A 24,427-nucleotide genomic window follows, 5' to 3' on the forward strand; every position below is an offset into this window, starting at 1 on the left:
TATTCACCCTTGTCTCAAGGATATGAGGAGCAAAAAAGCCAACCGATTATGCATATCTGATATCACCAGGTTCTCGCGATTTAGACGGGTCTGCTCGTTGAGTGTTGAAGCCGTTGGCTGTTGTTTCTACTGGTCGGTGAACAGGATCGCCTGCTGGAGCAGCAGATGAGGCTTCAGTGATCAGCCAAAAGTGGATGATTTTGCAAATGGCGGACTGCCGATTTTTCAGACGGTGCAGCGGCCGGATAATCCCAAGTGCGACAGCTGCCAACCGTGTAATAGGTTGTGCAGCTGCGACACATCAGCATGATTGACGTCAGCTTAGAGCGGGTAGTGCGCCGGGTAATGCAGCTTCGCAACGCCGGTGTCGATAGCGGCCTTGGCCACTGCGCCGGCTATTGCACCGAGCAGACGAGCATCGAGCGCTTTGGGTAGGATGTAATCGCGCCCAAACTCAAGCTTATCGACGTTGAACGCTTGCAGCACTTCCACAGGCGTCGGCTCTTTGGCCAATTGGCGCAGCGCTTCCACCGCCGCAATTTTCATCGCTTCGTTGATCCGGGTTGCGCGAACATCCAGCGTCCCGCGGAAAATGAACGGAAAGCCCAGAACGTTATTGACCTGGTTTGGGTAATCAGAGCGACCGGTCGCCATGATCAGGTCATCACGTGTGGCCATGGCCAGCTCGTAGCTGATTTCAGGGTCCGGGTTCGAGCAGGCAAACACGATCGGGTTCGGTGCCATCGCTGCCAATGCTTCTGCCGGGAGGAGATTGGCTCCAGACAGGCCGACAAACACGTCTGCACCGGTCATGGCTTCCATCAGCGTACGAGGGCCACCGTCGTTAACGAACTGTGCTTTGTATTGATTGAGGCCTTCCCGAGCGGAGTGGATAACACCGACACGATCGACCATGTATAGGTTGCTTTTTTGAGCGCCGAGACTCAGCAGCAGGCGCATGCAGGCAGTGGCAGCTGCACCGGCGCCGAGGCAAACAATTCTGGCATTCCCCAGGGTTTTGCCCTGAATCTCAAGTGCATTGAGCATGCCGGCGGCAGTGACGATGGCCGTACCGTGTTGGTCGTCATGGAAGACTGGGATGCTGCACTGTTCGATCAGTGCCTCTTCGATTTCAAAGCACTCAGGCGCTTTGATGTCTTCCAGGTTGATGCCGCCAAAGGTGTCGGCAATGCGCACGACGGTCTCGATAAAGGCCTGGGAGCTCTCGGCATTGACTTCGATATCGATCGAATCAATTCCGGCGAAACGCTTGAACAGCAATGCTTTGCCTTCCATGACCGGCTTGCTGGCCAAGGGGCCTAGATTACCGAGGCCCAGAATGGCCGTGCCGTTGGTGATCACGGCCACCAGATTTCCTTTACCGGTGAAGCGGTAAGCATTCTCTGGATTCTTCGCAATTTCGCGTACGGGCTCCGCTACGCCTGGGCTGTAGGCCAGTGCGAGTTGGGCGGCTGTGTCGGCGGGCTTGGTCAGCGCGATGCTGATTTTTCCTGGGGTTGGGAATTCGTGGTAATCCAGTGCAGCCTTCTTGAAGTCGGTAGTCATACGATCACCTGATTAGACATTGATTACAACTGCATGTTAACACTATTATAATGCTAGACAACGAGGTCCTGACCCACAGACCAGGATCAAATTGCCGGCTGAACGCTGCTGATGAAGGGGTTTATCAGCCAGCGGATCTACCCTCTATTGGCCCTGAGACTTCAGGGCGGGCCTGTATCTGTTGGTCAATAGAGATCCTCCTATGCTTGAACCCGTCTTAGGCCACCTCGTGTGGCCATTTTTTTGTGCGCTCGAATATCCCCAGCGTCAAGACGCTGAAGTTATGGGCGTGGCTCAAATGAACGCGGTGATCAAAATAGCGGGGAGCGGAAGGGGAGCAGGCCATGACAAAGGCGCTGAGAGAGGTTCAGCCGGCCATCAAGCAACAGGCAACTGTTCAGGTGTTGTTCTGAGCTTTTTTTTGATGCGGTCCATCTTCAAGGTGTTTGGTGTTCTGTTCCTGTTAGCCAAACGTCGAGCCTGTCCAATGGAAGGAAATGACCTGGGTCTGCATTGATCAGTGGTCTTGACTGTGAGAGGCGTGGTGAGTTCGCGGGAAGGCATGGGGTGCGTCGATTCTTTCTTTGAGTGTGGCGGCATAGTCCTTTGCTCCCTGCTCAGTCCGAAATTGGATGCAGCGGCTACCGAAACAAACAGACCAAAGCGCTTCACTCTGACCGGACAGATACTCAACCTTTACTGACAGGGTCAAACTCTCTAAGTAGAACAATCAGAAATGAACTTCGGCGGACTTGATACCCAGCTCTCGAAGCTCGCGGATCAGTTCATCGAGGTGTCCAAATGACTCGATTTCCTCGTTGTCATTGACCAGGAAATAGCTTCTCCCTGCTTCCTTTTTGAAAAGAATGATCCACTCCTGTGTATTGGCCGGGTTGGCTATCACATGCGTGTCGAAGTGCATGCCTTCACCGTGTTTGGTTTTGACGTCTTCGCGTTTCATTCGGGATCTCCGGGCATATGTTTATGCGCTCTCGACACTGTATCTACAGTGTCGCTGGTGTCGTATGAGGCTAGGCCAATTGCCTTACTATTATCACTATGTGTGAATAGTATGCACATGCCACCAGCGCGAGGCTAGTCATGATTGTCATACGAGAAGCTTGGAAAGCGGGCTTGTAAGGGCGCGAGCATTGGCTTCGAAATATCGTCTCGGGGGGCATCGTCGGCGTCGTGGCGCTACCTTGGCCATGGCATTTGCCATCGCCTCGGGCGTCAAGCCGGAGCAAGGAATCTCCACGGCAATTGTTGGTGGCTTATTGGTTTCGCTTTTCGGCGGGATTCCTCAAGGACTGCCCAAAATTGGCCTTCCTGAAATAACGCTGCTGCAGATCATTTAATTGATTGGTCCTGCGTTCGCGATCGCAACGGTGGCAACAGCCCCATTGCGGGTTTGCGCACGCCGTCACGTTGATCTTCTTCCCGGCACCTCTGGCTTCGGATCCCGCCGTGCGCGTTGGCTGCGGTCTTATTCGTGGTCGCTTACAACATGAGCGAACTGAAGCATCCCAAACGCATGGTCAAACGAGCCCCAAAATCGGACGTTGCGATCCTGCAGTTTATGCGTCGGATGGCTGCACCTGTGGGGTGCAGTTAATGGTCGAAAAAGAGCTGGAGGCAGAGTTGCACATGAATGGGCGTGTACATCTTCCACCTGGTGTTTTGGTTTACACCGTTGAGGGGCCACTCTTCTTTGGCGCAGCAGAAACCTTTGAGCGCGTTTTGGCTCAGACGCACAGCGATCCCGGGACGTTGATTACTCGTCTGAAGCGGGTGCCGTTCATGGATATCACGGGCTTACGTAGAAGGAGCGATGAGCAGGCATTCGTCGTGCCCGCTCATGCGCAGATGAATCACTTACCATTGGCCGCAGTTTTGCTTTTGGTGGCGTAGGACACGCCATGCGTCTCCAGATAGTCCCGAATAAGCTGACGAACGACCTGAGAGGGCGTCAGATCCTGAGACGCGCACAGCTCTTCAAGCGCTTTTTTCTTGATGGGATCAATGAGCACAGTTAATCGTGCAGTCTTATTTTCCATGGAATTGCCAGTACCCTAAAACGGTCGATGTTAATCAAATTGTAATGGTCGGGGATTTATTTGTCACCGATTAGGTTCGTTACAGTTAACTAGATTGACCGTGATGCCATCCCGTGCGGTTCGCCTGAGAACACCGGGATTCCACCAAAGGTGTCGGCAATGTGAGCGACCGTATCGATGAATGCGGCTGATTCGCTGGTGTTGACCTGAATATCTCCCGCATTGATCTTGGCTAGGCGTCTAAACAGATCGCCAAGCAGGGCTGCGCGCGCCCTGGCTATACGCCATTGCCAGGTCACCTACCGTTTCGACCCCCACGCTTGATTCGACAGTAGTTTTTCCAAGTGGATAACCCTCAGACGCTACGCGGCTGTGTTTTTTTTTGCCCTGTATTCATCGCGCGCCTCTGTTGTGCTTTTATTATCATACTATGATAATGTTATTAGACCTTAATGTGTGTCTTTGAGGGCGCTTCATTTCAAGAACTTCTCCCATTTGCAGTACAGGCTGGTTCCGTAGATGAAGGCTTACCACGCTGGCTGGGTGATTTATTACTGTGAGTTGTCAGGCGTTGCAGCCTTCGCAGTGACCGGCACCTTGATGGCAGGGCGAAAATCGTTGGACTGGTTCGGTGTAATCACCATCAGTTTAGTCACCGCTTTAGGCGGCGGTGCCTTGCGTGACGTACTGATGGCACATTATCCGATCGAGTGGGTTTCCAATGAGAATGGCTTTTTGGTAGGGGTTAGTGCTTCGCTAGGAACCATGATTTGGGCGAGGACCTTGAAAACCTTCAACGAGAGGGTGTTGTTGGTAGCCGATGCATTTGGATTGGCTGTATTTACGGTCAGAGGAACAGATATGGCTCTTCAGCAAAACCTCCCTCCCAGCATCGCAGTGATCATGGGTGTAGCTACCGCAGTCGCTGGGGGTGTGATGCGTGATGTGTTGTGTAACGAAATACCGTTGGTGTTTAAACGTGAGGTTTATGCATCCATCAGTATTTTGGGTGCCGTCGCCTACATCACGCTGTTGGATTTGCAGATTTCTCTTGAAGTAGCGTCTGCAATCGCCATTGCGTTCGTTTTTGTCAGCCGTATTGCCGCCATTCGTTGGAAATGGATGCTACCCAAGTTCCATGTAGTCGATTGATCTTGTTGCCTGGCCGACAAAGCTACGCTCTATAAGAAAACATGAGTGATGCTCAGTCATCTCTGCCCCCCCATCCTTGAGGCTGCTCCTGCAGCCTTTTTTTTCCTTCGCCATTAGATGATTACGCGTCAAGGAAAGGGCTAAAAAGCTGCCTGCACGTTTACTCGACATTATCTGGCAGGCCCCCAGATCACCGGCTTCGAATTCGAGTGCGCACGCCGTCATATACAAGCGCCTCGTGCGGTAGGTAGCCTTGCTGACTAACCCCAACACCTGCCAATGGTTGTCTCGTTGACACCTTCCTTCTGGATGGAACCAACAAATGCACTGATGCTTATGGTGGGAGTCTGGAAAATCGCGTCCGTTTTTCTCTCGAAATACTGGAAGCGATGATCTCGGTGTGGGGCCCTGGCCGGGTAGGTATCCGCGTCTCGCCAAGCACCTTCGTGGTGCTGCTGGGAAACTCAAAAGTCCCGCAGAGGATTGGATCCAACCTGGATCAACAGTAAGTGACTGTTTTGAGGCGATTTTTTTTGTTTTTTATCTTCCCAGACGCAGTGAAAGTTGATAAATTTCCGCGCACCTTGGAGAGGCCCTTACAGGGCTTTTAGCGTAAGGACGCAGCATCTTGATGTTGCTCGCAAGCTGCAGAATCAGGAATAGAGTGCTGGGCACTCGTAGCAACAGATACAGGGGCGTCGCCAAGCGGTAAGGCAGCAGGTTTTGATCCTGCCATGCGTTGGTTCGAATCCAGCCGCCCCTGCCATTTTCCTTATACTCATTCGGGTATAACTCAGCCGGCATGCTCGAAAGCGTGCTCGGATGCACCACCGTCAACGTCTGGCCGTTGTCAGAATCCTTCCGTTTTCTTCTCACCTGATTGGTATGGCGCAGAGGTTCTGTGTCGAAGAGCCTGATCGTGAACCGCCCACTCTCGAGCGACCGCGACATCATTCGTCTCGCGAGCGTTTGCAACGCGGAACCCTGTAACTTTCGACTTTGCCATTTCGGGTGAAGCGCCAGTCGTTCGCAGGCCCGGCGACAGAGTTGAGGACAATGCAGTCGAAACGGCGATTCAATGATGATAAATTTTGCGTCGTTAGCAAGGATGTATGGGCGAGAAGGGCGCGCCTGGTCCTGGGCTCGGACGACGGCAACAGCTTCACCGAGCCTCAGCGATGTATTCACGCTAAAAATTGAAAGACAGAGCAATGCCCTGCAGAAGGGTTACCGAATGCCGAAGAAAAAGCCGGAAAGTAAAGTAGCAGCGACGGCTACTGCTAATGAAATTGAGCACGCGATCCAAGCCCTGAACAGAATGGCTGAACGCCTTTGGGGAGATGGTCGAGAGATCGAGGCGAAAGCCCTCCTTGACGCCCTGGATTCTCTAAACAGGGCGCTGGACCGGATCAGGATTGGCGAAAGCCGCAGGGTTGTGACTCTTCATTGAAGACCGCCATGGACTCATTGACAGGCCTGAAGTGGCCAGAATGAGTAAGAGGCATACCCTTTGACTTTATGTGTGCATGCACACCTTTTTGGATATGGACATTCAATGAAAAACACCAGGTTTTTTATCTCCCTTTCATGCGCCGTTGCCGTTTCTCTGCTGAGCGGCTGTGCGGCCTCCGTAAAAAGCGGCGGCACTGAAGCGCTGACGATTGAAGAGTCCGCCAAGACGAACTTGGTGGTGAATATTCAGGGTAACGGCAAGGTCCAGCAGAACGATGACTGGATTCGCCTGAGGCAAGAATGGAATGAAGCCCTGAAAAATGAAGCTGCCCTCGCTGGATACCGCCTCACTGAGTCGCATGTAGCGAACCCCGCAGAGAAAGAGGGTGTGGGCATCAAGATCAACGTTACGAATTTCCGATACCTGACACCCGGTGCGCGCTATGTTGCTGGCGTGATGGTCGGCAACGCTTGGATTAACTCAAGTGCAGATTACTCGGATCTGAAGTCTGGACGCTTGATCGGGACCCGGACATATGACACCTCTTCATCTGCTTGGGAGGGGGTTATGTCAGCTATGACTCAAGAGCAGGTAGAGGCTATTGCGCAGCAAATCATAAGCGACATCAAAAGCGCAAAGACTAAGTAACCAGGCGCGGCGGAGATCTGTGATGTTCCAGCTGTGCAACGGCCGCCGGTTCGCTTTGTTTCACCATGGCGCGCCATTCCTGGACGCTTGATCGCTCGTTCATTACCGAAGGGGTGAAAGTAGCGCGTCACGACTGGCTGTTTACACCCCAGGCCGTGTGAAAACGTTTTAGAAACAGTTCGGCAGTCAGAATCGGCGATCACCGCGTCTCGCGGATGTGGCATTAGCTCGCCGAAGACCGCGCAACGCCCTTCCGGCGGTTGGATTTTTCCTCGAGTTGGATGGCGAAATCCATGGCCTCGCGGTAGTTGAAACGGTAGGCCCAAGTCTTGCCTGTGTATCGCTCGACGACCTGGAAGATGCCGAGCTTCATGGTCACCACCTGGAAGCGAACACCGCGGCGCGACTTCTGTCGATTAGTGCGCCGGAAGAAATCGATGCGTGTTGCGTTGGAGTGGACGAGCAGGGCGCCGAGCTCCTCGATGCGCTGCAGAAAGGATGGATGCATGTCTGATCCTCGAAGTGGGGAGCATGTATTCGTAAGCACTCGTGCCGCTATCTGCTTGTCCATGGATGCTGAGGTAGTGCTGACGGATAACGGTAGTCGTAAAAAAGCCACATCGAAACCTGACTCTTCTTTATGCGACATACGGACTTCTTCGCGAACCCGAGGGGTTTCTCTCAAAACCCTTGCTGGGCCTAGGGCAAGCTATCGAGAAATGCGGCAATCTGCCGGCTACCGCGCAAGTGCACCGTAGAAATTTGCGGGCCTATGGCCAGGCGCACCGCCTCGATACCTGCGCGATAGCCACGATCGAAATTCCACACGAAGTTCAGAAAGGTCAGGAACGTCCGGTCGAGTTTCTCTGTGCAGCCTGCTGCAAGGTCAGGGCGAGGGCGGTTCATTACGCTGCGCATGATCACCCGGGTGAAACAGGTGAGCCGCGGCGTATCGAGCCAGATGATCAGGTCGGTACGGGGCAGGCGAAGGTCGAAGGTTCGCCGCGCATAGTTGCCTTCACAAATCCAGGCATCCGGTGCGACCGCTTCGCGGACCCGTGCGCGGAACTGCTCAGCACCGGGTTCGACCCAACCGGGCTCCCAGAACAGCGTGTCCAGGTGCACCACGGGCAGACTCAGTCGCTTGCCAAGGACGCGGGCGAGGGTGGACTTGCCGCTACCGGCATTGCCCAGAATTACAATCCGTTGCATGGGGACTTCCTGTCGCGAAAAAAGCCGCCGATTGTGCAGGTTTTGGAGGGCCAGTTAAAGGCTGAGGGATGGGTCGACCGCGCCACCCCAGAAGGTGTAAACCTTATTCAGGACGAGACAATTGCTCGCAACCAACCTTTGTGGAAGCGCCTTGGGGCGTGTTTCGGTGGATTTTCTTCACTGGCTGACAATCACGGGACTTGAAGGAAACGATGGCACCGGGAGTGCCTGGGTGGGCGTAGTTCATGTTCGGACTCTCTTGTTGTTTTGGGTTGTGACCGTCCGTGGGACGGCCACTGTCAGTGACACAAACCGTGCAGAATCAGGAACCCTGAGGGGTTTCACCGCGTGCAAGGCGCGCATTGATGTCTTCAATGACGGCCGGTAGATCGACGATGGTGTCGATCAGGTAGTGCGGGCGAGAGCCTTCGAACATCTTGACGATGCGCGCACGTTCCTCGGCCAATTCCTCCAGGGATAGGTCTTTGAACTCTTCATAGGTCAGGCCCAGTGCGTTGCCGGAGCAGGTCAATGCGACCGTCCACATGCCAGCGCTGCGTCCTTCGAGAATGCCGGGCCAGGTGTCGTCGACTTTCACGCAAGCGGCGACGTCACTGATCCCCAAAGCGATCACGTTGGCCAGCGCCTGAGCCGGGTGCGGGCGCCCATTGGGGACTTCATCGGTGGCCACCACGTGGTCGGCGACGTAGCCGTTTTTCCGCGCCAGCTCGACGACTTTCTCCATGACCACCGCCGGATAACCGGAGCAGGAGCCGATTTTCAGACCCTTGTCGCGCAAGGCATCGATCGTATCGAGGGCACCGGGAATCAACGCCGAATGCAGAGCGATCTTTTCGATCTGCAGCGGCATGAAGCGCTCATAAAGTGCCGTGACATCATCATCGGTCGGCAGGCGACCGAAGGCGGCCTGGTAGCGTGCGGCAATCTGTGGCTCGTTGCACAGCGTGCGGATGTGATCCCACTTGCCCATGCCCATCGGTCCACGAGCTTCTGCCAGGGAAACCGCTACGCCAAACTCGGCGAAGGCTTCGACGAAGATTTGAGTCGGTGCGAAAGAACCGAAGTCAACGACGGTGCCTGCCCAGTCCAGAACAACAGCTTGCAGATGAGTGGGTTGTTTGTAGTGCATGACGAATCTCCATTTTTGGGTAGGGGTCGGCCGTCCCTCTCGTCACCAGGAGGTAAGCCTATTGATTGTTGAAACGCGTTACGGAATCAGGTTGTTGGTATTGGACTGGAGTCGAACAACTCCGTGATCATTGGCCGGTTTCTTCGAATACCCAGGCAGCACAGGTGGTAATCGATCGAAAACGGATGATTGACGAAGGTGATCGGCTTGGTGCCCGGCGTTTCGGCGTACTCGACGGCCGAAACGAAACCGATGCCGATGCCCTTGGCGATGGCATGGACAATGGCTTCGCGACTGTTCAACTGCATGACGCAGTTCAGGGCGACGTCCAGGCGCTTGCAGCTCTCTTCCACCAGTTGGCGTGTGCGAGAGCTTTTTTCGCGAAGGACCCACTTCTCGCTGCTGATCTGCTCGACATGCACCTCTTTCTGACTGGCCCAGGGATGGTCGTCGCGGACGACGGCAATAATCGGATAGCGTCGATAAAGCTGAGTATCAAAGCGCTGGTCGAATTCGGAGAGCGCAAGAATCGCCACATCGATGTCGAAGTTGAAGAGACGATCCAGTGTTTCTTTTTCAGGAGAGAACGACGTTTCCAGCTCGATGTCCGGATGCCGCTGCATCAATTCGTAAGTCAGGTTCATCGCAATGGGAGGAGAGACCGCCCCCAAGCGCAGCATGCCTGTCTTGCGTTGCTTGAAACTTTGCAGAAGTTGCACGGCTTCATCCTCTTGGCCGAATAGCCCCTGGGTGATCGCATAGAGCTTGTGTCCCGCAGAACTCATTTCGATAAAACGGCCTCGACGATGAAAGAGTTCCACGGAGAACTTCTTCTCCAGCGCGTTGACCTGTTCACTTACAGTCGGCTGACCAACGCTCAGGTACTCGGCGGCGAGGGTGAAACTGCCGGTCTTCGCCACCGCATGAAAGGAACGTAACCACTTGTGGTACTGGTACATAGAAGATCCTGTTCCTGAGTCGTTGTCTGTCTGCAAGCATCCCTGCTGCGCAATCAGCGTCTGATGAACAACGCGACCGCCGCACTGCACAGGCATGCAGCGGTGACCACGATGAAGATCAATGACGTATTGCCGGTACTGTCGAGCATACTGCCGATCAGCGGTTCCGCCAGGCCGGCGAACAGATAGGACGAGAAGTTCATGACACCGGTTGCCGTGCCAGCTCGCTTTGCGCCGACCAGGTCTGGGCAGAGCGCCCAGAAACTCGACGCTGGGCCGTAAACGAAGAAACCACAGAGGAACAGCGCCACCAGGCCCATTGCGCTATGAGGCGGGAGGCTCCACATCCACAAGCTGGTCGCTGCGCCGAGGAACATGTAGAGCATGATCGCCAGGTAGCGTTTGGAGCCGAACAGCTTGTCCGAAACCCAGCCATTACTGAGGGCGCCGATGGCCATGCCCACCGGCAGGGCAACCGTAATCCATTTCGGATCGATCATGCTGTCGCCGCTTTTCCAGTTGGCACCCAGAAAGTGCACCGGCACCCAGACGATCAAGCCATAGCGAGCAGCGTTCTGGAATCCCAGGGAAACTGCGGCGATGATCAAGCGGAAGTTCTTTAGAACGGCTTTGTAGCGTTGCGCGGACGATTCGACTTCACCGTGTGCCGCTTCGTGGTCTTTGTCATCGGCATTGGCTACGCCGGTATCGGCGAGCGGTTCGAAACCCATGTCCTGCGGACGTTCACGGGCCACCAGATAGAAGATGATGCCGCCAGCCAGCATCAGCAGCACAGGCAACCGAAAGATCCAGCGCCACTCCAGATGCATCACCTCAAGCACAACGATTGAGGTCACGTAAGAAAGGACAGAGGCGCAACCGGCGGCAAACACGTAAAAGCCATACACCTTGCCGCGCTCGCCGGCACTCCACCAATTGGAGATGAGTCGACTCCCGGGCGCCCAGCCCAAGGCCTGGAAATAACCGTTGAGACCCCAAGGCAAGATCAGAGCGGTAAAACCACTGGCAAAGCTGGTTACCCAGTTGGCGGCGCAGGACAATACGGCACCGGCGGTCATGATGCGTCTGCCGCCAAATTTGTCGGCAAGGTTGCCGTTGATGGCCTGGCCGATGGCATAGGCCCAGAGCATGGCGGCCGAAGCCCACCCGAGGTGTTCCTTGGTAAAACCGAACTCGGCCTGGATACCCGGAATGGCGAAACCGAATGTCTGCCGACCGGTGTAGAAAAACAGATAGCAGAACATCGCCGCCAGCAGCATGCGCCACTGGGCTACTCGGAACGATGAGGTGCGCACTGCGAGTCCAGGCATGGTTTGGGCACGATTCATGATCTTTTCCTTATTATTGTTCGGTCCCCCCGAATGGCGTCGGAGGGTGCACTCTTTTATGGGTGCGGCAGGAAATCGTCGCGGCTCGTCACGCCGCTGACAGTGCTTGGTGGGTGTTGGCAGGCGCTAGGCCGCCTGTGAGCCGATGAAGTTTTTGCCTCTGGCGCCCTGCATGGCGAAATTGATCATTTCCTCGGCTTCCGATGGCGTTACACCGTAATCGGCAAACTCCGTCTTCACTCCCAGGCTATGCAGGAACTCGCGCAATTGGTCTTGAGCGCTCTGCAGGTCGTTGCCGAATATTCGCTGAAGGGTTCGGTCGCGCGCTTCGTCGTGGCCCCAGGCGAGGCCCAACACCAGCGGCAGAGTGAAGGAGCAGGCGATACCATGCGGCAGGCCGTAGCGCAGGGTCATTTCGTAAGAGATCGAATGGGCCAGTGCAGTTTTGGTATTGGAGAACGCCAACCCTGCCTTGAGTGCGGCCAATGCCATGCGCGAACGCAGTTCCCTGCTGGATAAGTCATGACGCAGCAGCGGCAGGCATTCCAGGATGTCCTCGATGGCGGAGATGGCGAAGGTGTCCGAGATCGGGTTGGCATTGATGTTCCAGATCGACTCCAGCGCATGAGACAGGGCATCCAGGCCTGTTGAAACAGTGACCCCCGCCGGAACCGTCAACATTAACTGCGGATCGACAATGGCCACTTTCGGCCAGGTGCTGTCCAGGTGCAGAGAGTATTTCTTGTGGCTGGCCGAGTCCCAGATGGTGGCCCAAGGGGTAACTTCACTGCCGGTACCCGCCGTGGTCGGGGCCGCAATCAGTAACTTGCTACGCGCCGGGACGAAGGGTTTACCCGTTGCCAGCAACGCGAGCAATTCATCAAAACGACCCGACTCGGTGCCCACGATCAACGCCTTGGCGGTGTCGATGGCGCTGCCTCCGCCCACAGCGATAACTGTGTGGCATTCGCCGGCCTCCTGCCAAAAACGCTCATACGTGTCGCGCAGTTGAGCCACGTCCGGATTGGGCTGGACATCCTCGATGACGTACACCAATCGATCGCCCAGCAGGTCCTCAATACGATCGACCAATCCCAGCCCGCGAGCTTCGGGAAAAGTGACAAGGGCGACCTTTTGGTTTTCGGTGATAGAGGCAAGCTCGAGAAGGCTGCCCCAGCCGAAACGTGTATCAACTGGATTGTGGAATCGGGCAGTCATGGCGGGTCCTTTGTTTTTGTTGTTGGAGGTGGCCCCATACTCGGGGGACGTCGACTTCAGCTCAAATCGATAATTCGCAGGCTTCTATCGGCTGAACCGATACCGAGGTCAGAGTGAAGGCTTGCTCGTAACCGGCTCGACATCGCCCATTCGGACTAGGCAGCCCTGACGTTTCTGTCGTGTGCCGCTGGCACCAAACTCGAAGGCCAGAGGGGTGTTGCTTCATGCGTGCCCCGCCTAACGAGCAGAAGGCGCCGCGATGGAGTTTGCATTCAGCGACGAACAGGAAATGATCCGCGCATCGGCCGAGGGCTTTCTCGCCGATGTCTCGGATTCTGCCGCCGTGCGAGCGGCGATGGTCAGCGAGCGAGGTTTTGACGAGGCGCTGTGGCAGCGCCTGTGCCGCGAAATGTACTGGCCGGCGATTCATATTCCCGAAGCGTACGGCGGCCTGGGACTGGGCTTTGTCGAACTGTCGATTTTGCTGGAACAGATGGGCCGGCGCTTGCTGTGTTCGCCGTTCTTCGCCACCGCCTGCATGGCCACGCCAGCGCTGTTGCTGGCCGCCAACGAACAACAAAAACAACGCTGGCTGCCGCTGATCGCCGACGGCAGCCTCACCGCGACGCTGGCCTTCAGCAGCGCCAACGGCTGGGCGGCCAAGGATGTTCAGGCCTCGGTGGTGCCCGAGGGCGAGGGATTTGTGCTTGATGGAATCCTCAATCATGTGTTGGACGGGCACAGCGCTGAGCTCTTGATCATCGCCGCACGGGTTCCCGGATCGAGCGGCGAGGCGGGTATCAGCCTGTTCGCCGTGGATGTGGATCGGGCAGGGATCGAGCGTCAAATGTTGCCGACCATGGACCAGACCCGTCGTCAGGCACGGGTTCAACTGAAGGGGTTGTACCTCAGCGCTGACTGCCTGCTCGGTGAGTTCGGCGCGGGCTGGCCGCATCTTGAGCGAGTGCTGCAATTGGCTTGCATCGGCCTGGCTGCCGAACAGACCGGTGGCGCGCAGCAGGTGCTCGACCTGAGCGTTGCCTATATGCAGGAACGCCAGCAGTTCGGTCGAGCTATCGCCAGTTTCCAAGCGCTCAAACACCGCGCCGCCGACATGATGCTGCAGGTCGAGTGCGCACGTTCGGCCAGTTATTACGCGGCTTGCGTGGCCCGGGAAGTCCTCGATCCTGAAGGCGATCCGCAGGTGGCCGCCGAGCTGCCGCTGGCGGCGGCGCTGGCCAAGGCGCAGTGCTCCGAAACCTATTTCCACTGCGCGTCCGAGTCGATCCAGTTGCACGGCGGCGTCGGTTTCACCTGGGAATACGACCCGCACCTCTACTTCAAACGTGCCCGCGCCAGCGAAAGCTTTCTCGGTGCACCTGCCTGGCATCGAGAGCGCATTGCCGTGGCGATTCTTGGGGAGCAGCCATGAAAATCAGTTTCAGTGAGCAGGATGAGCGCTTCCGTCAGGACGTCGCCGACTGGTTGAGCGCTAACCTGTGCGGTGAGTTCGAGCCCCTGCGTTTTCGCGGCGGCCCGGGTGACGAACATATGTTTCCCGAGGAGCGCAAAGCCTGGGAACGCAAACTCGCCGAGGGCGGCTGGACGTGTGTGGGCTGGGCGCCGGAGCACGGTGGGCGTGGTCTGTCGATCAGCCAGCAAGTGATTTTCCACGAAGAGTACGCCCGCGCTGGCGGCCCGGGACGCATGGGGCATATCGGCGAAGGGCTGGCCGGACCGACCATTGCCGCGTTTGGCACTGCCGAGCAGCAACAGCGCTTTCTGCCGGGCATCGTCAACGGCACGTCCTTCTGGTGCCAGGGCTATTCCGAGCCGGGGGCCGGGTCCGACCTGGCCAACGTCAAGACCCGCGCGGTGCTTGATGAAACCAGCGGCACTTGGGTGATCAACGGACAAAAAGTCTGGACCTCCCTGGCCCATGAGTCGGACTGGTGTTTTGTGATCGCACGCACGGAACCGGGCAGCGTTGGCCATCGTGGCTTGTCCTTCTTGCTGGTGCCCATGGCCCAGACGGAGATTACCGTGCGGCCGATCGAGCAGCTCACAGGCACCTCTGAGTTCAACGAAGTGTTCTTCGATGATGCCTGCACCGACGCCGCCAATATCATCGGCGCGCCGGGTGAGGGCTGGAAGATCGCGATGGCGTTGCTCGGTTTCGAGCGGGGGGTATCGACCCTCGGCCAGCAGATGCAATTTCACAATGAACTCAACGAAATCATCGCCATCGCCCGGGCCAATGGCGCGGCGCGTGACCCGATCCTGCGCCAGCGCCTGGCCGAGGCCTGGAGCGGGTTGCGGATCATGCGCTACAACTCGCTGCGCATGCTGTCCGGGGCGCAGGACGGTTCGCTGCGCAAGGAAGCGACCATCTACAAACTGTTCTGGTCCACCTGGCACGCCAGCCTCGGCAAGCTGGCGATGGACGTCCTAGGTGCTGAGGCGGAACTGCTGGAAGCCGGACCTTACCAACTCACCCGTTTGCAATCGCTGTACCTGTTCAGTCGCGCCGACACCCTCTACGGCGGCAGCAACGAGATCCAGCGCAACATCATCGCCGAGCGCGCCTTGGGAATGCCCAAAGAACCGCGCCTGCGCACCTGACCAAGGAGTTTTCCATGTCTGTTCCTCACTATGTTGCGGGTCACGGTTTGCTGCGTGACAAGTCAGTGCTGATCACGGCTGCGGCCGGGGCCGGTATCGGTTTTTCCGCCGCGGTGCGTGCCGCCGAGGAGGGTTGCCGCGCCTTGATGATCAGCGATATCCATGAAGGCCGGCTGGCGGAAGCGGTGTTGAAAATCCGCGAAACGACCGGTCTGCAACAGGTCTTCGGTCAGGTCTGCAATGTCGCTGACGAAGCTCAGGTTCAACAGCTGATTGCCTGCGCCGAGCGTGATCTGCAGGGTGTCGATGTGCTGATCAACAACGCCGGTCTTGGTGGTTCCCGGCTGCTGGTGGACATGACGGATGAGGAGTGGAACCGGGTCCTCGATGTGACGCTCACCGGCACCATGCGCATGACCCGTGCGATGTTGCCGAAGATGATCGAGCGGCGTGCCGGGGTTATCGTCAACAACGCTTCGGTGCTGGGCTGGCGGGCACAGAAAGAGCAGTCGCACTACGCCGCGGCCAAGGCCGGGGTCATGGCATTGACCCGTTGCGCGGCGGTCGAGGCTGCCGACTACGGAATCCGCATCAACGCGGTGAGCCCGAGCATTGCATTGCACGATTTCCTGCGTAAGTCCGCCCCTCAGGCAGTGCTTGATCAACTCGCTGCCAACGAGGCGTTTGGTCGTGCCGCCGAGGTTTGGGAAGTGGCCAACGTGATGATGTTTCTGGCCAGCGACTACAGTTCCTACATGACCGGCGAAGTGTTGTCGGTTTCCAGTCAGAGGGCGTGAACATGCCTCGTATTTTCGACACGCCCCTCGCCTTGCACGATGCCGTGGGAGAGGTGCTGGGCGTCAGCGACTGGCTGGTGCTTGCGCAGGACCGCATCGACCGGTTCGCCGAGGCGACCGGTGATCACCAGTGGATTCACGTCGATCCGCTCAAGGCAGCCAGTGGTCCCTTCGGCGCCTGCATCGCCCATGGCTATCTAAGCTTGGCGTTGGTCAATCTGTTTTTACCGCAAATCGTCGAGGTGCGTGGCATTGCCATGGGGGTCAATTATGGCTGTGAGCGGGTGCGCTTTCCGACGGTGGTGCGTGTTGGCTCGCGGGTGCGCGGCAGTGCGCAATTGATGGCGGTCGAGGAGGTCAAGGGCGGCGTTCAGGCGACCATTCGCGTCAGCGTCGACATCGACGGCGAGGAGCGTCCCGGCTGTGTGGTCGACACCATCAGCCGTTACTACCCCGCGTGAACCCTTTAACAGAACATTCGAGGAATCCAGCATGAAAGAAGCCGTCATCGTTTCGACCGCCCGTACCCCGATCGGCAAAGCCTTTCGCGGTGCATTCAATGACACCGACGCCCCGCAGCTCGGCGGCCATGTGGTGCGCGAAGCCGTGCGTCGCGCCGGCATCGAGCCGGGCGAAGTGGACGATGTGATCATCGGCGCAGCGGCGCAGCAGGGCACGCAGTCTTATAACCTCGGGCGCCTCTGCGCGATTGCCGGCGGCTTGCCGACCTCGGTCGCCGGGATGGCGGTCGAGCGCCAGTGTTCATCAGGGCTGATGAGCATTGCCATGGCCGCCAAAGGCATCATGTGCGACGAAATCGACATTGCCGTGGCCGGTGGCCTGGAGTCGATTTCGCTGGTGCAGAACAAGCACAAGAACCTGTACCGCAACCAGTCAGCCTCGGTGATCGAGCTGGATCCGCACGCTTATATCCCAATGATCGAAACCGGCGAGATCGTCTCCGCACGCTACGGGATTTCCCGCGAGGAACAGGACGAATACAGCTATCAGAGCCAGGTGCGAACCGCGCTGGCCCAGAGCAATGGATTGTTCGACCGTGAACTCGCGCCGCTGACCAGCCGCAAGGCGATCGTCGACAAGGCCAGTGGCGAAACCCGCTACGAAACCGTCACCTTGCTGCGCGACGAGTGCAACCGCATCGACACCACCCGCGAAAGCCTGAGTGCGCTGGAACCGGTGTGGCCGGGCGGTCAATGGAGTGAAAAGGGCCGCTTCATCACGGCCGGCAACGCCTCGCAACTGTCCGATGGGGCTTCGGCCTCGGTGTTGATGAGTGCCAAATTGGCCGAGAAGCGTGGCCTGGAGCCGCTGGGGATTTATCGCGGGATGGCGGTCGCTGGCTGCAACTCCGACGAGATGGGCATCGGCCCGGTCTATGCCATCCCGAAACTGCTCAAGCGCCATGGCCTGACCGTGGATCACATTGGCCTCTGGGAGTTGAACGAGGCGTTTGCCTGTCAGGTGCTGTATTGCCGCGACACCCTGGGCATTCCCGCTGAACACATGAACGTCAACGGCGGTGCGATTTCGGTGGGGCATCCTTTCGGCATGTCCGGTGCGCGGATGGTCGGTCACGCGTTGGTCGAGGGGCAGCGCCGCGGATTGCGTTACGTGGTGGTGAGTATGTGCATCGGCGGCGGCATGGGTGCCGCCGCACTGTTCGAGGTGGTCTGAATGATCAGTGCACAACAGATTCAAGCGACCATGGCGCGTTATGTGGAATTGGTGGACGCCGGTGACATCGACGCGATTGTTGCGCTGTATGGTCAGGGCGCAGTAGTCGAAGACCCCGTCGGCCAACCGCCGATTCGGGGCCTTGTCGCCATCGAACGCTTCTACCGTGAAGGGCTGGGCGCAAGCAAAGTCTCGGCGACCATGACCGGCCCGGTTCGGGCGACGTTGAACGGTTGTGGGGCGATGCCGTTTCGGGTCGACATGGAATGGGCCGGGCAACCGTGTTCGCTACATGTGATCGATGTGATGGAGTTCGATGCGGACGGCAAGATCCGCTCGATGAAAGCCTATTGGAGCGAGGCCAACCTGACCCCCCAAAGCCACGCATGAAATTATTGTAGGCGCCGCCGAGCCTGAAGTTGCGGGGTTGCCCTGCAACATAGAATCTCCCACATTGGTTAGAGGGGCAGCCCAGGTTTTTGCGTACGACCTCAATCCCCTGTGGGAGTTTTTACAGGGCGCGTTCTTGATGTGTGGCGGCGAGCAAGTCGCGGTTCTGCGTCTGCCCGCTTTCGTAGTACGCCTTGAGGTTCTCGGCAATCTCGCGCACGACGTTGTTGAACGCCTTCGCCAGCAACCATTCCACCAGTCGGCCACCGCGCAGGCTGTAGTTCATTTGCGTGGTAATGCGCGTCGCGTCACCCTCGGCCTGCAACGCATAACTGAAGCTGGCTTCGCGGAACGGGAAGGGCGCACCGCCGCTGGCCTTGTGCAAAATCAGCACAAAACCGACACCTTCCTGCCATTGCACCACGCTTTCATCCAGCCACTGACCTCCCTTGCGAAACACCCGGCGACTGGCGCCAACCCCTTCACGTGTGCCGGGATGAAACTGGCAACCGGTCAACCCCGGCACGTAATGCGGGGCGAGGCTCAGGTCGCGCAGTCTGGCCCACGCGGCTTGTGGGGTGAGGTCAATCAGGACGCTATGGCTGGCAATCGCAGGCATATTGGAATTCCTCTTGTTCAATTGGATTGCACAGCGTCGAGAAACGCCGGGCGCTCGCCACCGCCGTGCACGGTGATGTCCGCGCCGCTGACATAACGTGCCAGCGTTGATGCCAGGTACAGACAGGTATCGCCGATGTCTTCCGGCGCCGCCAGGCGTTGCAGCGGGATGGTCGCCGCCACCCGGGCAATGCCCGCCTGATCGCCATAGTGCAAGGCCGCCTGCTCGGTGAGAATCAACCCGGCCGTCACAGCGTTGACCCGCACCTTGGGCGCCCATTCCACGGCCAGCGAACCGGTCAGGCTCAGCAGCCCAGCCTTTGCCGCGCCATAAGCGGCAGTGCCGGGGGAAGGCCGGGTGGCGCTGACGCTGCAAATATTGATGATTGCGCCACCGTCGGCCTGCGCCTGCATCACCTGATTGGCCTGCTGACAGAGATTCAGCGGCGCCAACAGGTTGAGGCGGATGATCGCTTCGCTAAAACGCGGCGAGGCACTGGCTGCGTCGGCATTCGGTGAGCCGCCGGCATTGTTGACCAATACATCGAGGCGACCGAAACGCTCGACGATACTGTCGATCAACCGCCCGGACTGCTCGACATCCCGCAGGTCACAGGGCAGAAACAGCGCCTCGCGCCCAGCGCTGGCAGGCAGGGTGTCCGGTGTTTCGCGACCGCAGATCACCACGTAGGCACCACAGTCGAGAAAGCGCTGACTGATGCCGCGACCGACACCCTTGCCACCGCCGGTGACCAGTACCACTTTGCCGCGAAAGTCCATCGGATCAAGCATGAGGTGCCTCGTTCTGTCGCTCGGGAATGCTGCGATGCTAGGTCCACAGCCTGAGCCGGCCAACGTCCGAAAAGACTAGGGCGGCGTAGTCCTGTCGGACGATGTTGTTTGCCCGGGCGCTCGGAATAATCCGGCGACAACAACAGGCCGGGAGGACACCTTATGGACGCATCAGCGCAAGGGCACTTCGTTACGCTGCCGCAGGGTTTGCAGCTGCACTATTTGGATATCGGCGGGCAGGACATCGGCAGCGGCGAGCCGGTGATTTTCATTCACGGCAGCGGGCCGGGCGCCAGCGGGCACAGCAACTTCAAGCAGAACTACCCGGTGTTTGCCGCGGCAGGCTACCGGATCATCGTCCCGGACCTGCCCGGTTATGGCGCTTCAGATAAGCCAGACACCCTCTACACCCTGGACTTCTTTGTCGCCGCCTTGAGCGATCTGCTCGATGCCCTGGATATCCAGCGATGCGTGCTGGTCGGCAATTCTCTGGGCGGTGCGATTGCGATCAAACTGGCCCTCGACCAGCCGCAGCGAGTCAGCCGTTTGGTGCTGATGGCGCCCGGTGGCCTGATGGAAAAAGAACAGTATTACTTGCAGATGGAAGGCATCCAGAAAATGGGTGCGGCCTTCGCCAAGGGTGAACTGCACGATGCGGGCGGAATGCGTCGGCTGCTGGCGCTGCAACTGTTCGATGAGTCGTTGATCAGCGACGAAACGGTCAATGAGCGAGTCGATGTGGTGCGACAGCAACCGGTCTGCGTGTTGTCGACCATGCAAGTGCCGAACATGACCTCGCGCCTCGGCGAGTTGCAGTGTCCGATCCTCGGTTTCTGGGGCATGAACGACAAATTCTGCCCGGTGTCTGGTGCGCAAACGATGATGCAGCACTGCCAGAACATTCGCTTTGTCCTGCTCAGCGAATGCGGGCATTGGGTGATGGTCGAGCACCGTGAACTGTTCAACCGCGAGTGCCTGGCGTTCTTTGAGGAGGCTCGCTCATGAGTGAACAACTGCGCCATCAATACGGCGAAGAGCTCTATCAGGCGTTGCTGAGCGGCACCACCCTCGCGCCGCTGACCGAGCGCTGGCCATCGATCAGCATCGAAGACGCCTACCATATTTCCCTCTACAGCATCGAACGCCGGGTGGCCGCCGGTGACCGGATTGTCGGCAAGAAAATCGGCGTAACCTCCGCAGCGGTCCAGCAAATGCTCAACGTGCATCAACCGGATTTCGGCTTCATCACCCGGCAGATGTCATTCGCCAATGACGCGCAAATCTCCCTCGCCGCGAACAAGCTGATTCAGCCGCGCGCCGAGGGCGAGATTGCCTTCAAGCTCAAGCACGATCTGATCGGCCCCGGTGTGACCGAAGCCGACGTGCTGGAAGCGACCGAATACGTGATGCCGTGCTTCGAAATTGTCGACTCACGGATTCATGACTGGCGGATCCGCATACAAGACACCGTCGCCGACAACGCCTCCTGCGGTGTGTTTGTGCTGGGCGATGTTCAGGTCGATCCACGGACGCTGGATTTGCCCAACTTGCGCATGCGTGTGTTCAAGAATGGCGAGCCTCTCAGCGAAGGTTTGGGCTCGGCGGTGCAGGGTAATCCGCTGACGGCCGTGGCCTGGCTGGCCAACACTTTGGGTGCTTTCGGTATTCCGTTCAAGGCCGGGGAAATCATTCTTTCCGGCTCTTTGGTGCCGCTGGAACCAGCGCGTGTGGGTGACCGTTTTTCCTTGACCATCGATGGCCTGGGCAGTGCCCGGGTGTCCTTCTGCGCCTGACCTGTGGGGTTTAACCGGATGAGCAAGAAACTCAGAGCGGCCATTATCGGCCCGGGCAATATCGGCACTGACCTGCTGATGAAAATGTACCGATCGGAATGGATCGAGCCGGTGTGGATGGTCGGCGTCGACCCCCAATCCGAGGGTCTTAAACGCGCACGTGAATTGGGCGTGAAAACCACGGCCGAGGGTGTCGACGGGCTGCTGCCCCATGTGCTCGACGATGATATTCGCATCGCCTTCGATGCCACCTCGGCCTACGTACACGCGGAAAACAGCCGTAAGCTCAACGAACTGGGGGTGATCATGATTGATCTCACGCCAGCGGCCATCGGTCCGTTTTGCGTGCCGCCGGTCAATCTCAAGGAGCACGCGGCGACGTTGGCGATGAACGTCAACATGGTGACGTGCGGTGGCCAGGCGACCATTCCGATGGTCGCGGCAGTGTCGCGGGTCCAGCCGGTGAGTTACGGCGAGATCGTCGCCACCGTGTCCTCCGGTTCGGTCGGCCCGGGCACTCGCCAGAACATCGACGAATTCACCCGCACCACGGCCGGTGCGGTGGAGAAGATCGGCGGCGCCCGACGCGGCAAGGCAATCATCGTCATCAACCCGGCCGAGCCACCGTTGATGATGCGCGACACCATCCACTGCCTGACGGATGACGAACCGAATCAGGACGCCATTCGCACCTCGGTGTTGCAGATGGTCAAGGAAGTGCAGCGCTATGTTCCCGGCTACAAGCTGATCAATGGCCCGGTGTTCGATGGGCACAAGGTGTCGATTTTCATCGAGGTCGAAGGCCTCGGCGACTTCCTGCCAAAGTCTGCCGGCAACCTCGACATCATGACCGCTGCTGGGCTGCGTACCGCCGAGATGTTCGCCGAAGAAGCCCACAAGGGCACCCTGCAACTGCCCGTCCGTTGAGTGGAGAATTGCCATGAATTTGCAAGGTAAGAGCGTCCGTCTGCACGACATGAGCCTGCGCGACGGCATGCATGCCAAACAGCATCAAATCAGCCTGGAACAGATGATCTCGGTAGCGACCGGTCTCGATGCGGCCGGCGTGCCGCTGATCGAAATCACCCACGGCGATGGCCTGGGCGGTGCTTCGCTGAACTACGGTTTCCCCGCCCACAGCGACGAGGAATACTTCGCGGCGGTGATCCCGCGTATGAAACAGGCCAAGGTCTCGGCGCTGTTGTTGCCGGGTATCGGCACCCTCGATCATTTGCGAATGGCCCATGAACACGGGGTGTCGACCATTCGTGTGGCCACCCACTGCACCGAGGCGGACGTCTCCGGCCAGCACATCGGCATGTCAGCGAAGATGGGCCTGGATACCGTCGGCTTTCTAATGATGGCGCACATGGTCAGCGCAGAAAAACTGCTGGAGCAGGCGCGGTTGATGGAGAGTTACGGCGCCAACTGCATTTACTGCACTGACTCGGCTGGCTACATGCTGCCTGATGAAGTCACTGAGAAAATCGCTGCATTGCGAGCTGGGCTGAGTGCCGGGACCGAAGTCGGTTTTCACGGTCACCACAACATGGGCATGGCGATTGCCAATTCCCTTGCCGCGATCGAGGCGGGCGCTGCACGTATCGACGGTTCGGTGGCGGGGCTGGGCGCAGGGGCGGGCAATACGCCGCTCGAAGTGTTTGTCGCGGTGCTTGAGCGGATGGGCGTCAACAGTGGCATCGACCTGTACCGGATCATGGACGTTGCCGAAGACCTGGTGGTGCCGATGATGGACCAGCCGATCCGCCTCGACCGCGATGCGCTGACCCTGGGTTACGCCGGGGTCTACAGTTCGTTCCTGTTGTTCGCCAAACGTGCCGAGCAAAAGTACGGCATTGCCGCACGTGAGCTGCTGGTGGAATTGGGTCGGCGCGGCACCGTCGGCGGTCAGGAAGACATGATCGAAGACCTGGCGCTGACCCTTTCACGTTCGCGGGGTGTCTTGCCAACCTGATCTGGCGACAGCACAAAAAAACCACCGGCCTTGCTTGCAGGCCCGGTGGTTTTTTTATGGGAGCAGATTACGCACCAGCGGGGGATAGCAATTGATGGCGCTGGCCGAGCAACTGAAGAACGCGGTGGTCGGGCGGTAGGCTTCATTCTTGAACAGCTGACACAGACTGGCGGTGCTGCTGGCGCAGACGATGATGAACAGGGCACAGGTGGCTTTTCGCATAGCGAGCCTCGACACGGATTTTATTGTTGTAGAGGCAAGGTATTGCGGCTGGCGGAACGTGGCTTCGTCCAAATGGACTAGATGGAAAAAGATCAAAAAATCGTCCGAACGCGGCCCGAGCCTTCGGACGATCTTTTGATCTTGGCGATTTTAGATGCGCCGGGCGAGGGCGCCCATGGCCATGAACAGTGCAGCTATGGCTCGCGCTTCATTGAGTTCGCCGCGGGCCACCAGGTCGGGGATCTGCGCCAGTGGCACGCGCAGGCATTCCAGCGGTTCGGGCTCGTCGCCGACCAGTTGGCAGGGACTCAACTGTTCGGCCAGCACCACCCGGTAGCGATGGCACAGGTGACCCGGGGCCAGGGTCAGTTCGCCCAGTTCGCTGAGGCGTGCAGCGCGCATCCCGACCTCTTCGCAGAGTTCGCGTTGCGCCGCTTGCAGATAGTCTTCATCTGGCTCCGCGCCGCCCTTGGGCAGGCCGAGCACGGTTTTTTCGACACCGACCGCATATTCACGCACCAGTAACACATGCAGCGGATCGGGCATCGCCACCAGCATCACCGAGCGATAGCCGGTGCCGCGCAGACGCTCGTAAACCCGTTGCTGGCCGTTGCTGAATTGCAGGTGTAAAGCTTCGATCTGAAAATAGCCGCTTTCAGCCAGCAATTCAGTCTTGAGGATGGTCGGACAGTTGCGCATGGTCAGGCCCCTGGTTGGGATGAAGCCACTGTGCGCCGTGCCGGGATGGCCGCCATCGTC

At 58.2% G+C, this 24,427-nt stretch carries 30 protein-coding genes, 1 tRNA gene and 1 pseudogene; 19 read left to right on the forward strand and 13 right to left on the reverse strand.

Annotated elements, in window-relative coordinates:
* Positions 1–321: 321 nt before the first annotated feature.
* The gene (locus ACMXYJ_RS12240) at positions 322–1,566 is read right to left on the reverse strand and encodes a malic enzyme-like NAD(P)-binding protein (RefSeq protein WP_134101589.1); all 1,245 of its coding nucleotides are present in this window, start codon (positions 1,564–1,566) and stop codon (positions 322–324) included.
* 202 nt (positions 1,567–1,768) lie between these two features.
* Here ACMXYJ_RS12240 and ACMXYJ_RS12245 point away from each other — a divergent pair, with 202 nt between their 5' ends.
* Positions 1,769–2,083: a hypothetical protein gene (locus ACMXYJ_RS12245; protein ID WP_415760003.1), complete on the forward strand. Its 315-nt coding sequence runs from the start codon at positions 1,769–1,771 to the stop codon at positions 2,081–2,083.
* 213 nt (positions 2,084–2,296) lie between these two features.
* Here ACMXYJ_RS12245 and ACMXYJ_RS12250 read toward each other — a convergent pair whose 3' ends face one another.
* Complete coding sequence (locus ACMXYJ_RS12250; protein WP_415760004.1) at positions 2,297–2,527, reverse strand: hypothetical protein; 231 nt, start codon at positions 2,525–2,527, stop codon at positions 2,297–2,299.
* Positions 2,528–2,774: 247 nt separating this feature from the next.
* On the opposite strand from ACMXYJ_RS12250, the gene ACMXYJ_RS12255 reads away from it, so the two are divergent.
* Positions 2,775–2,924 carry a hypothetical protein gene (locus ACMXYJ_RS12255; protein ID WP_415760005.1) on the forward strand — a complete coding sequence of 50 codons (150 nt, stop codon included), beginning with the start codon at positions 2,775–2,777 and terminating at the stop codon, positions 2,922–2,924.
* A 256-nt stretch (positions 2,925–3,180) separates the two neighbouring features.
* Complete coding sequence (locus tag ACMXYJ_RS12260; RefSeq protein ID WP_415760007.1) at positions 3,181–3,477, forward strand: STAS domain-containing protein; 297 nt, start codon at positions 3,181–3,183, stop codon at positions 3,475–3,477.
* Here ACMXYJ_RS12260 and ACMXYJ_RS12265 read toward each other — a convergent pair.
* On the reverse strand, positions 3,438–3,623 hold the full coding sequence (locus ACMXYJ_RS12265; RefSeq protein ID WP_123597261.1) for a ribbon-helix-helix protein, CopG family: 186 nt from the start codon (positions 3,621–3,623) through the stop codon (positions 3,438–3,440). The genes ACMXYJ_RS12260 and ACMXYJ_RS12265 overlap by 40 nt on opposite strands.
* Before the next feature lie 519 nt (positions 3,624–4,142).
* Between ACMXYJ_RS12265 and ACMXYJ_RS12270 the strand changes: the two genes are divergently transcribed.
* The 6 genes and pseudogenes from ACMXYJ_RS12270 (at position 4,143) to ACMXYJ_RS12295 (ending at position 6,876) form a co-directional block, all read left to right on the forward strand.
* Positions 4,143–4,775, forward strand: coding sequence for a trimeric intracellular cation channel family protein (locus ACMXYJ_RS12270; RefSeq protein ID WP_415760009.1), 633 nt, complete (start codon positions 4,143–4,145; stop codon positions 4,773–4,775).
* 305 nt (positions 4,776–5,080) lie between these two features.
* Positions 5,081–5,284: a hypothetical protein gene (locus ACMXYJ_RS12275; RefSeq protein WP_415760717.1), complete on the forward strand. Its 204-nt coding sequence runs from the start codon at positions 5,081–5,083 to the stop codon at positions 5,282–5,284.
* Between the two features lie 182 nt (positions 5,285–5,466).
* Positions 5,467–5,541: transfer RNA gene (locus ACMXYJ_RS12280), tRNA-Gln, on the forward strand.
* Between the two features lie 36 nt (positions 5,542–5,577).
* Positions 5,578–5,790: pseudogene (locus ACMXYJ_RS12285) on the forward strand (hypothetical protein); the annotation flags it as partial.
* A gap of 219 nt (positions 5,791–6,009) precedes the next feature.
* Positions 6,010–6,225 carry a hypothetical protein gene (locus ACMXYJ_RS12290; RefSeq protein ID WP_033053546.1) on the forward strand — a complete coding sequence of 72 codons (216 nt, stop codon included), beginning with the start codon at positions 6,010–6,012 and terminating at the stop codon, positions 6,223–6,225.
* A gap of 105 nt (positions 6,226–6,330) precedes the next feature.
* Positions 6,331–6,876 carry a hypothetical protein gene (locus tag ACMXYJ_RS12295; protein ID WP_415760010.1) on the forward strand — a complete coding sequence of 182 codons (546 nt, stop codon included), beginning with the start codon at positions 6,331–6,333 and terminating at the stop codon, positions 6,874–6,876.
* Positions 6,877–7,099: 223 nt separating this feature from the next.
* On the opposite strand, the gene ACMXYJ_RS12300 is transcribed toward ACMXYJ_RS12295, so the two are convergent.
* The 6 genes from ACMXYJ_RS12300 to psrA form a co-directional block, all read right to left on the reverse strand.
* Entirely contained in the window at positions 7,100–7,384 is a 285-nt protein-coding gene (locus ACMXYJ_RS12300; RefSeq protein ID WP_415760011.1) for a hypothetical protein, read from the reverse strand.
* Between the two features lie 191 nt (positions 7,385–7,575).
* Positions 7,576–8,088: an AAA family ATPase gene (locus ACMXYJ_RS12305; protein ID WP_415760012.1), complete on the reverse strand. Its 513-nt coding sequence runs from the start codon at positions 8,086–8,088 to the stop codon at positions 7,576–7,578.
* Positions 8,089–8,410: 322 nt separating this feature from the next.
* Complete coding sequence (gene phnX / locus ACMXYJ_RS12310) at positions 8,411–9,238, reverse strand: phosphonoacetaldehyde hydrolase (protein ID WP_415760013.1); 828 nt, start codon at positions 9,236–9,238, stop codon at positions 8,411–8,413.
* 86 nt (positions 9,239–9,324) lie between these two features.
* A complete protein-coding gene (locus tag ACMXYJ_RS12315; protein ID WP_415760014.1) occupies positions 9,325–10,197 on the reverse strand; it encodes a LysR substrate-binding domain-containing protein in 873 nt (290 codons plus the stop codon).
* Positions 10,198–10,250: 53 nt separating this feature from the next.
* On the reverse strand, positions 10,251–11,546 hold the full coding sequence (locus ACMXYJ_RS12320; protein WP_415760015.1) for an MFS transporter: 1,296 nt from the start codon (positions 11,544–11,546) through the stop codon (positions 10,251–10,253).
* Positions 11,547–11,672: 126 nt separating this feature from the next.
* Entirely contained in the window at positions 11,673–12,764 is a 1,092-nt protein-coding gene (psrA, locus tag ACMXYJ_RS12325) for an iron-containing alcohol dehydrogenase PsrA (protein WP_415760016.1), read from the reverse strand.
* Between the two features lie 259 nt (positions 12,765–13,023).
* On the opposite strand from psrA, the gene ACMXYJ_RS12330 reads away from it, so the two are divergent.
* The 6 genes from ACMXYJ_RS12330 to ACMXYJ_RS12355 are packed head-to-tail and all read left to right on the forward strand — an operon-like array spanning position 13,024 to position 18,268.
* A complete protein-coding gene (locus ACMXYJ_RS12330) occupies positions 13,024–14,196 on the forward strand; it encodes an acyl-CoA dehydrogenase family protein (protein WP_415760017.1) in 1,173 nt (390 codons plus the stop codon).
* Positions 14,193–15,386, forward strand: a complete 1,194-nt coding sequence (locus ACMXYJ_RS12335) for an acyl-CoA dehydrogenase family protein (RefSeq protein WP_415760018.1) — start codon at positions 14,193–14,195, stop codon at positions 15,384–15,386. The genes ACMXYJ_RS12330 and ACMXYJ_RS12335 overlap by 4 nt, the downstream gene beginning before the upstream one ends.
* Before the next feature lie 14 nt (positions 15,387–15,400).
* Complete coding sequence (locus tag ACMXYJ_RS12340) at positions 15,401–16,183, forward strand: SDR family oxidoreductase (protein ID WP_129443123.1); 783 nt, start codon at positions 15,401–15,403, stop codon at positions 16,181–16,183.
* Positions 16,184–16,185: 2 nt separating this feature from the next.
* Positions 16,186–16,644 carry a MaoC family dehydratase gene (locus ACMXYJ_RS12345; protein ID WP_150659061.1) on the forward strand — a complete coding sequence of 153 codons (459 nt, stop codon included), beginning with the start codon at positions 16,186–16,188 and terminating at the stop codon, positions 16,642–16,644.
* Positions 16,645–16,675: 31 nt separating this feature from the next.
* Positions 16,676–17,878, forward strand: a complete 1,203-nt coding sequence (locus ACMXYJ_RS12350) for an acetyl-CoA C-acyltransferase (RefSeq protein WP_415760019.1) — start codon at positions 16,676–16,678, stop codon at positions 17,876–17,878.
* Entirely contained in the window at positions 17,879–18,268 is a 390-nt protein-coding gene (locus ACMXYJ_RS12355; RefSeq protein ID WP_415760021.1) for a steroid Delta-isomerase, read from the forward strand.
* A gap of 121 nt (positions 18,269–18,389) precedes the next feature.
* Here the strand turns inward: ACMXYJ_RS12355 and ACMXYJ_RS12360 are convergent, their stop codons facing one another.
* On the reverse strand, positions 18,390–18,887 hold the full coding sequence (locus ACMXYJ_RS12360; RefSeq protein WP_415760022.1) for an SRPBCC family protein: 498 nt from the start codon (positions 18,885–18,887) through the stop codon (positions 18,390–18,392).
* 17 nt (positions 18,888–18,904) lie between these two features.
* Complete coding sequence (locus ACMXYJ_RS12365; protein WP_415760023.1) at positions 18,905–19,678, reverse strand: SDR family oxidoreductase; 774 nt, start codon at positions 19,676–19,678, stop codon at positions 18,905–18,907.
* A gap of 162 nt (positions 19,679–19,840) precedes the next feature.
* Here ACMXYJ_RS12365 and ACMXYJ_RS12370 point away from each other — a divergent pair, with 162 nt between their 5' ends.
* From ACMXYJ_RS12370 to dmpG, 4 genes are read left to right on the forward strand one after another with little or no spacing between them, the layout of a single operon-like run.
* Complete coding sequence (locus ACMXYJ_RS12370; protein WP_415760024.1) at positions 19,841–20,683, forward strand: alpha/beta fold hydrolase; 843 nt, start codon at positions 19,841–19,843, stop codon at positions 20,681–20,683.
* Positions 20,680–21,471, forward strand: coding sequence for a fumarylacetoacetate hydrolase family protein (locus ACMXYJ_RS12375; protein WP_415760025.1), 792 nt, complete (start codon positions 20,680–20,682; stop codon positions 21,469–21,471). The genes ACMXYJ_RS12370 and ACMXYJ_RS12375 overlap by 4 nt, the downstream gene beginning before the upstream one ends.
* Before the next feature lie 18 nt (positions 21,472–21,489).
* On the forward strand, positions 21,490–22,398 hold the full coding sequence (locus ACMXYJ_RS12380) for an acetaldehyde dehydrogenase (acetylating) (protein WP_415760026.1): 909 nt from the start codon (positions 21,490–21,492) through the stop codon (positions 22,396–22,398).
* 13 nt (positions 22,399–22,411) lie between these two features.
* Positions 22,412–23,446 carry a 4-hydroxy-2-oxovalerate aldolase gene (gene dmpG, locus ACMXYJ_RS12385; RefSeq protein WP_046054844.1) on the forward strand — a complete coding sequence of 345 codons (1,035 nt, stop codon included), beginning with the start codon at positions 22,412–22,414 and terminating at the stop codon, positions 23,444–23,446.
* Between the two features lie 54 nt (positions 23,447–23,500).
* Here the strand turns inward: dmpG and ACMXYJ_RS12390 are convergent, their stop codons facing one another.
* A complete protein-coding gene (locus ACMXYJ_RS12390; protein ID WP_415760027.1) occupies positions 23,501–23,668 on the reverse strand; it encodes a hypothetical protein in 168 nt (55 codons plus the stop codon).
* Between the two features lie 150 nt (positions 23,669–23,818).
* A complete protein-coding gene (nudE, locus tag ACMXYJ_RS12395; protein WP_415760028.1) occupies positions 23,819–24,367 on the reverse strand; it encodes an ADP compounds hydrolase NudE in 549 nt (182 codons plus the stop codon).
* Positions 24,368–24,427 lie beyond the last annotated feature (60 nt).

The organism is Pseudomonas arabinosi (genome assembly GCF_047758675.1).
In the GTDB taxonomy this organism is placed as follows: Bacteria; Pseudomonadota; Gammaproteobacteria; order Pseudomonadales; family Pseudomonadaceae; genus Aquipseudomonas; species Aquipseudomonas arabinosi.

Excerpts from the sequence above, each read along its gene's own strand:
- ACMXYJ_RS12340 (WP_129443123.1), top strand. The coding sequence starts at position 15,401 with ATGTCTGTTCCTCACTATGTTGCGGGTCACGGTTTGCTGCGTGACAAG.
- ACMXYJ_RS12335 (WP_415760018.1), top strand. The coding sequence starts at position 14,193 with ATGAAAATCAGTTTCAGTGAGCAGGATGAGCGCTTCCGTCAGGACGTC.
- ACMXYJ_RS12300 (WP_415760011.1), bottom strand. The coding sequence starts at position 7,384 with ATGCATCCATCCTTTCTGCAGCGCATCGAGGAGCTCGGCGCCCTGCTC.
- ACMXYJ_RS12260 (WP_415760007.1), top strand. The coding sequence starts at position 3,181 with ATGGTCGAAAAAGAGCTGGAGGCAGAGTTGCACATGAATGGGCGTGTA.
- psrA (WP_415760016.1), bottom strand. The coding sequence starts at position 12,764 with ATGACTGCCCGATTCCACAATCCAGTTGATACACGTTTCGGCTGGGGC.
- nudE (WP_415760028.1), bottom strand. The coding sequence starts at position 24,367 with ATGCGCAACTGTCCGACCATCCTCAAGACTGAATTGCTGGCTGAAAGC.
- ACMXYJ_RS12330 (WP_415760017.1), top strand. The coding sequence starts at position 13,024 with ATGGAGTTTGCATTCAGCGACGAACAGGAAATGATCCGCGCATCGGCC.
- ACMXYJ_RS12245 (WP_415760003.1), top strand. The coding sequence starts at position 1,769 with ATGCTTGAACCCGTCTTAGGCCACCTCGTGTGGCCATTTTTTTGTGCG.
- ACMXYJ_RS12375 (WP_415760025.1), top strand. The coding sequence starts at position 20,680 with ATGAGTGAACAACTGCGCCATCAATACGGCGAAGAGCTCTATCAGGCG.
- ACMXYJ_RS12355 (WP_415760021.1), top strand. The coding sequence starts at position 17,879 with ATGATCAGTGCACAACAGATTCAAGCGACCATGGCGCGTTATGTGGAA.
- dmpG (WP_046054844.1), top strand. The coding sequence starts at position 22,412 with ATGAATTTGCAAGGTAAGAGCGTCCGTCTGCACGACATGAGCCTGCGC.
- ACMXYJ_RS12345 (WP_150659061.1), top strand. The coding sequence starts at position 16,186 with ATGCCTCGTATTTTCGACACGCCCCTCGCCTTGCACGATGCCGTGGGA.
- ACMXYJ_RS12270 (WP_415760009.1), top strand. The coding sequence starts at position 4,143 with ATGAAGGCTTACCACGCTGGCTGGGTGATTTATTACTGTGAGTTGTCA.
- ACMXYJ_RS12250 (WP_415760004.1), bottom strand. The coding sequence starts at position 2,527 with ATGAAACGCGAAGACGTCAAAACCAAACACGGTGAAGGCATGCACTTC.
- ACMXYJ_RS12295 (WP_415760010.1), top strand. The coding sequence starts at position 6,331 with ATGAAAAACACCAGGTTTTTTATCTCCCTTTCATGCGCCGTTGCCGTT.
- ACMXYJ_RS12365 (WP_415760023.1), bottom strand. The coding sequence starts at position 19,678 with ATGCTTGATCCGATGGACTTTCGCGGCAAAGTGGTACTGGTCACCGGC.
- ACMXYJ_RS12255 (WP_415760005.1), top strand. The coding sequence starts at position 2,775 with ATGGCATTTGCCATCGCCTCGGGCGTCAAGCCGGAGCAAGGAATCTCC.
- ACMXYJ_RS12370 (WP_415760024.1), top strand. The coding sequence starts at position 19,841 with ATGGACGCATCAGCGCAAGGGCACTTCGTTACGCTGCCGCAGGGTTTG.
- ACMXYJ_RS12350 (WP_415760019.1), top strand. The coding sequence starts at position 16,676 with ATGAAAGAAGCCGTCATCGTTTCGACCGCCCGTACCCCGATCGGCAAA.
- ACMXYJ_RS12360 (WP_415760022.1), bottom strand. The coding sequence starts at position 18,887 with ATGCCTGCGATTGCCAGCCATAGCGTCCTGATTGACCTCACCCCACAA.
- phnX (WP_415760013.1), bottom strand. The coding sequence starts at position 9,238 with ATGCACTACAAACAACCCACTCATCTGCAAGCTGTTGTTCTGGACTGG.
- ACMXYJ_RS12390 (WP_415760027.1), bottom strand. The coding sequence starts at position 23,668 with ATGCGAAAAGCCACCTGTGCCCTGTTCATCATCGTCTGCGCCAGCAGC.
- ACMXYJ_RS12305 (WP_415760012.1), bottom strand. The coding sequence starts at position 8,088 with ATGCAACGGATTGTAATTCTGGGCAATGCCGGTAGCGGCAAGTCCACC.
- ACMXYJ_RS12240 (WP_134101589.1), bottom strand. The coding sequence starts at position 1,566 with ATGACTACCGACTTCAAGAAGGCTGCACTGGATTACCACGAATTCCCA.
- ACMXYJ_RS12315 (WP_415760014.1), bottom strand. The coding sequence starts at position 10,197 with ATGTACCAGTACCACAAGTGGTTACGTTCCTTTCATGCGGTGGCGAAG.
- ACMXYJ_RS12265 (WP_123597261.1), bottom strand. The coding sequence starts at position 3,623 with ATGGAAAATAAGACTGCACGATTAACTGTGCTCATTGATCCCATCAAG.
- ACMXYJ_RS12380 (WP_415760026.1), top strand. The coding sequence starts at position 21,490 with ATGAGCAAGAAACTCAGAGCGGCCATTATCGGCCCGGGCAATATCGGC.
- ACMXYJ_RS12320 (WP_415760015.1), bottom strand. The coding sequence starts at position 11,546 with ATGAATCGTGCCCAAACCATGCCTGGACTCGCAGTGCGCACCTCATCG.
- ACMXYJ_RS12290 (WP_033053546.1), top strand. The coding sequence starts at position 6,010 with ATGCCGAAGAAAAAGCCGGAAAGTAAAGTAGCAGCGACGGCTACTGCT.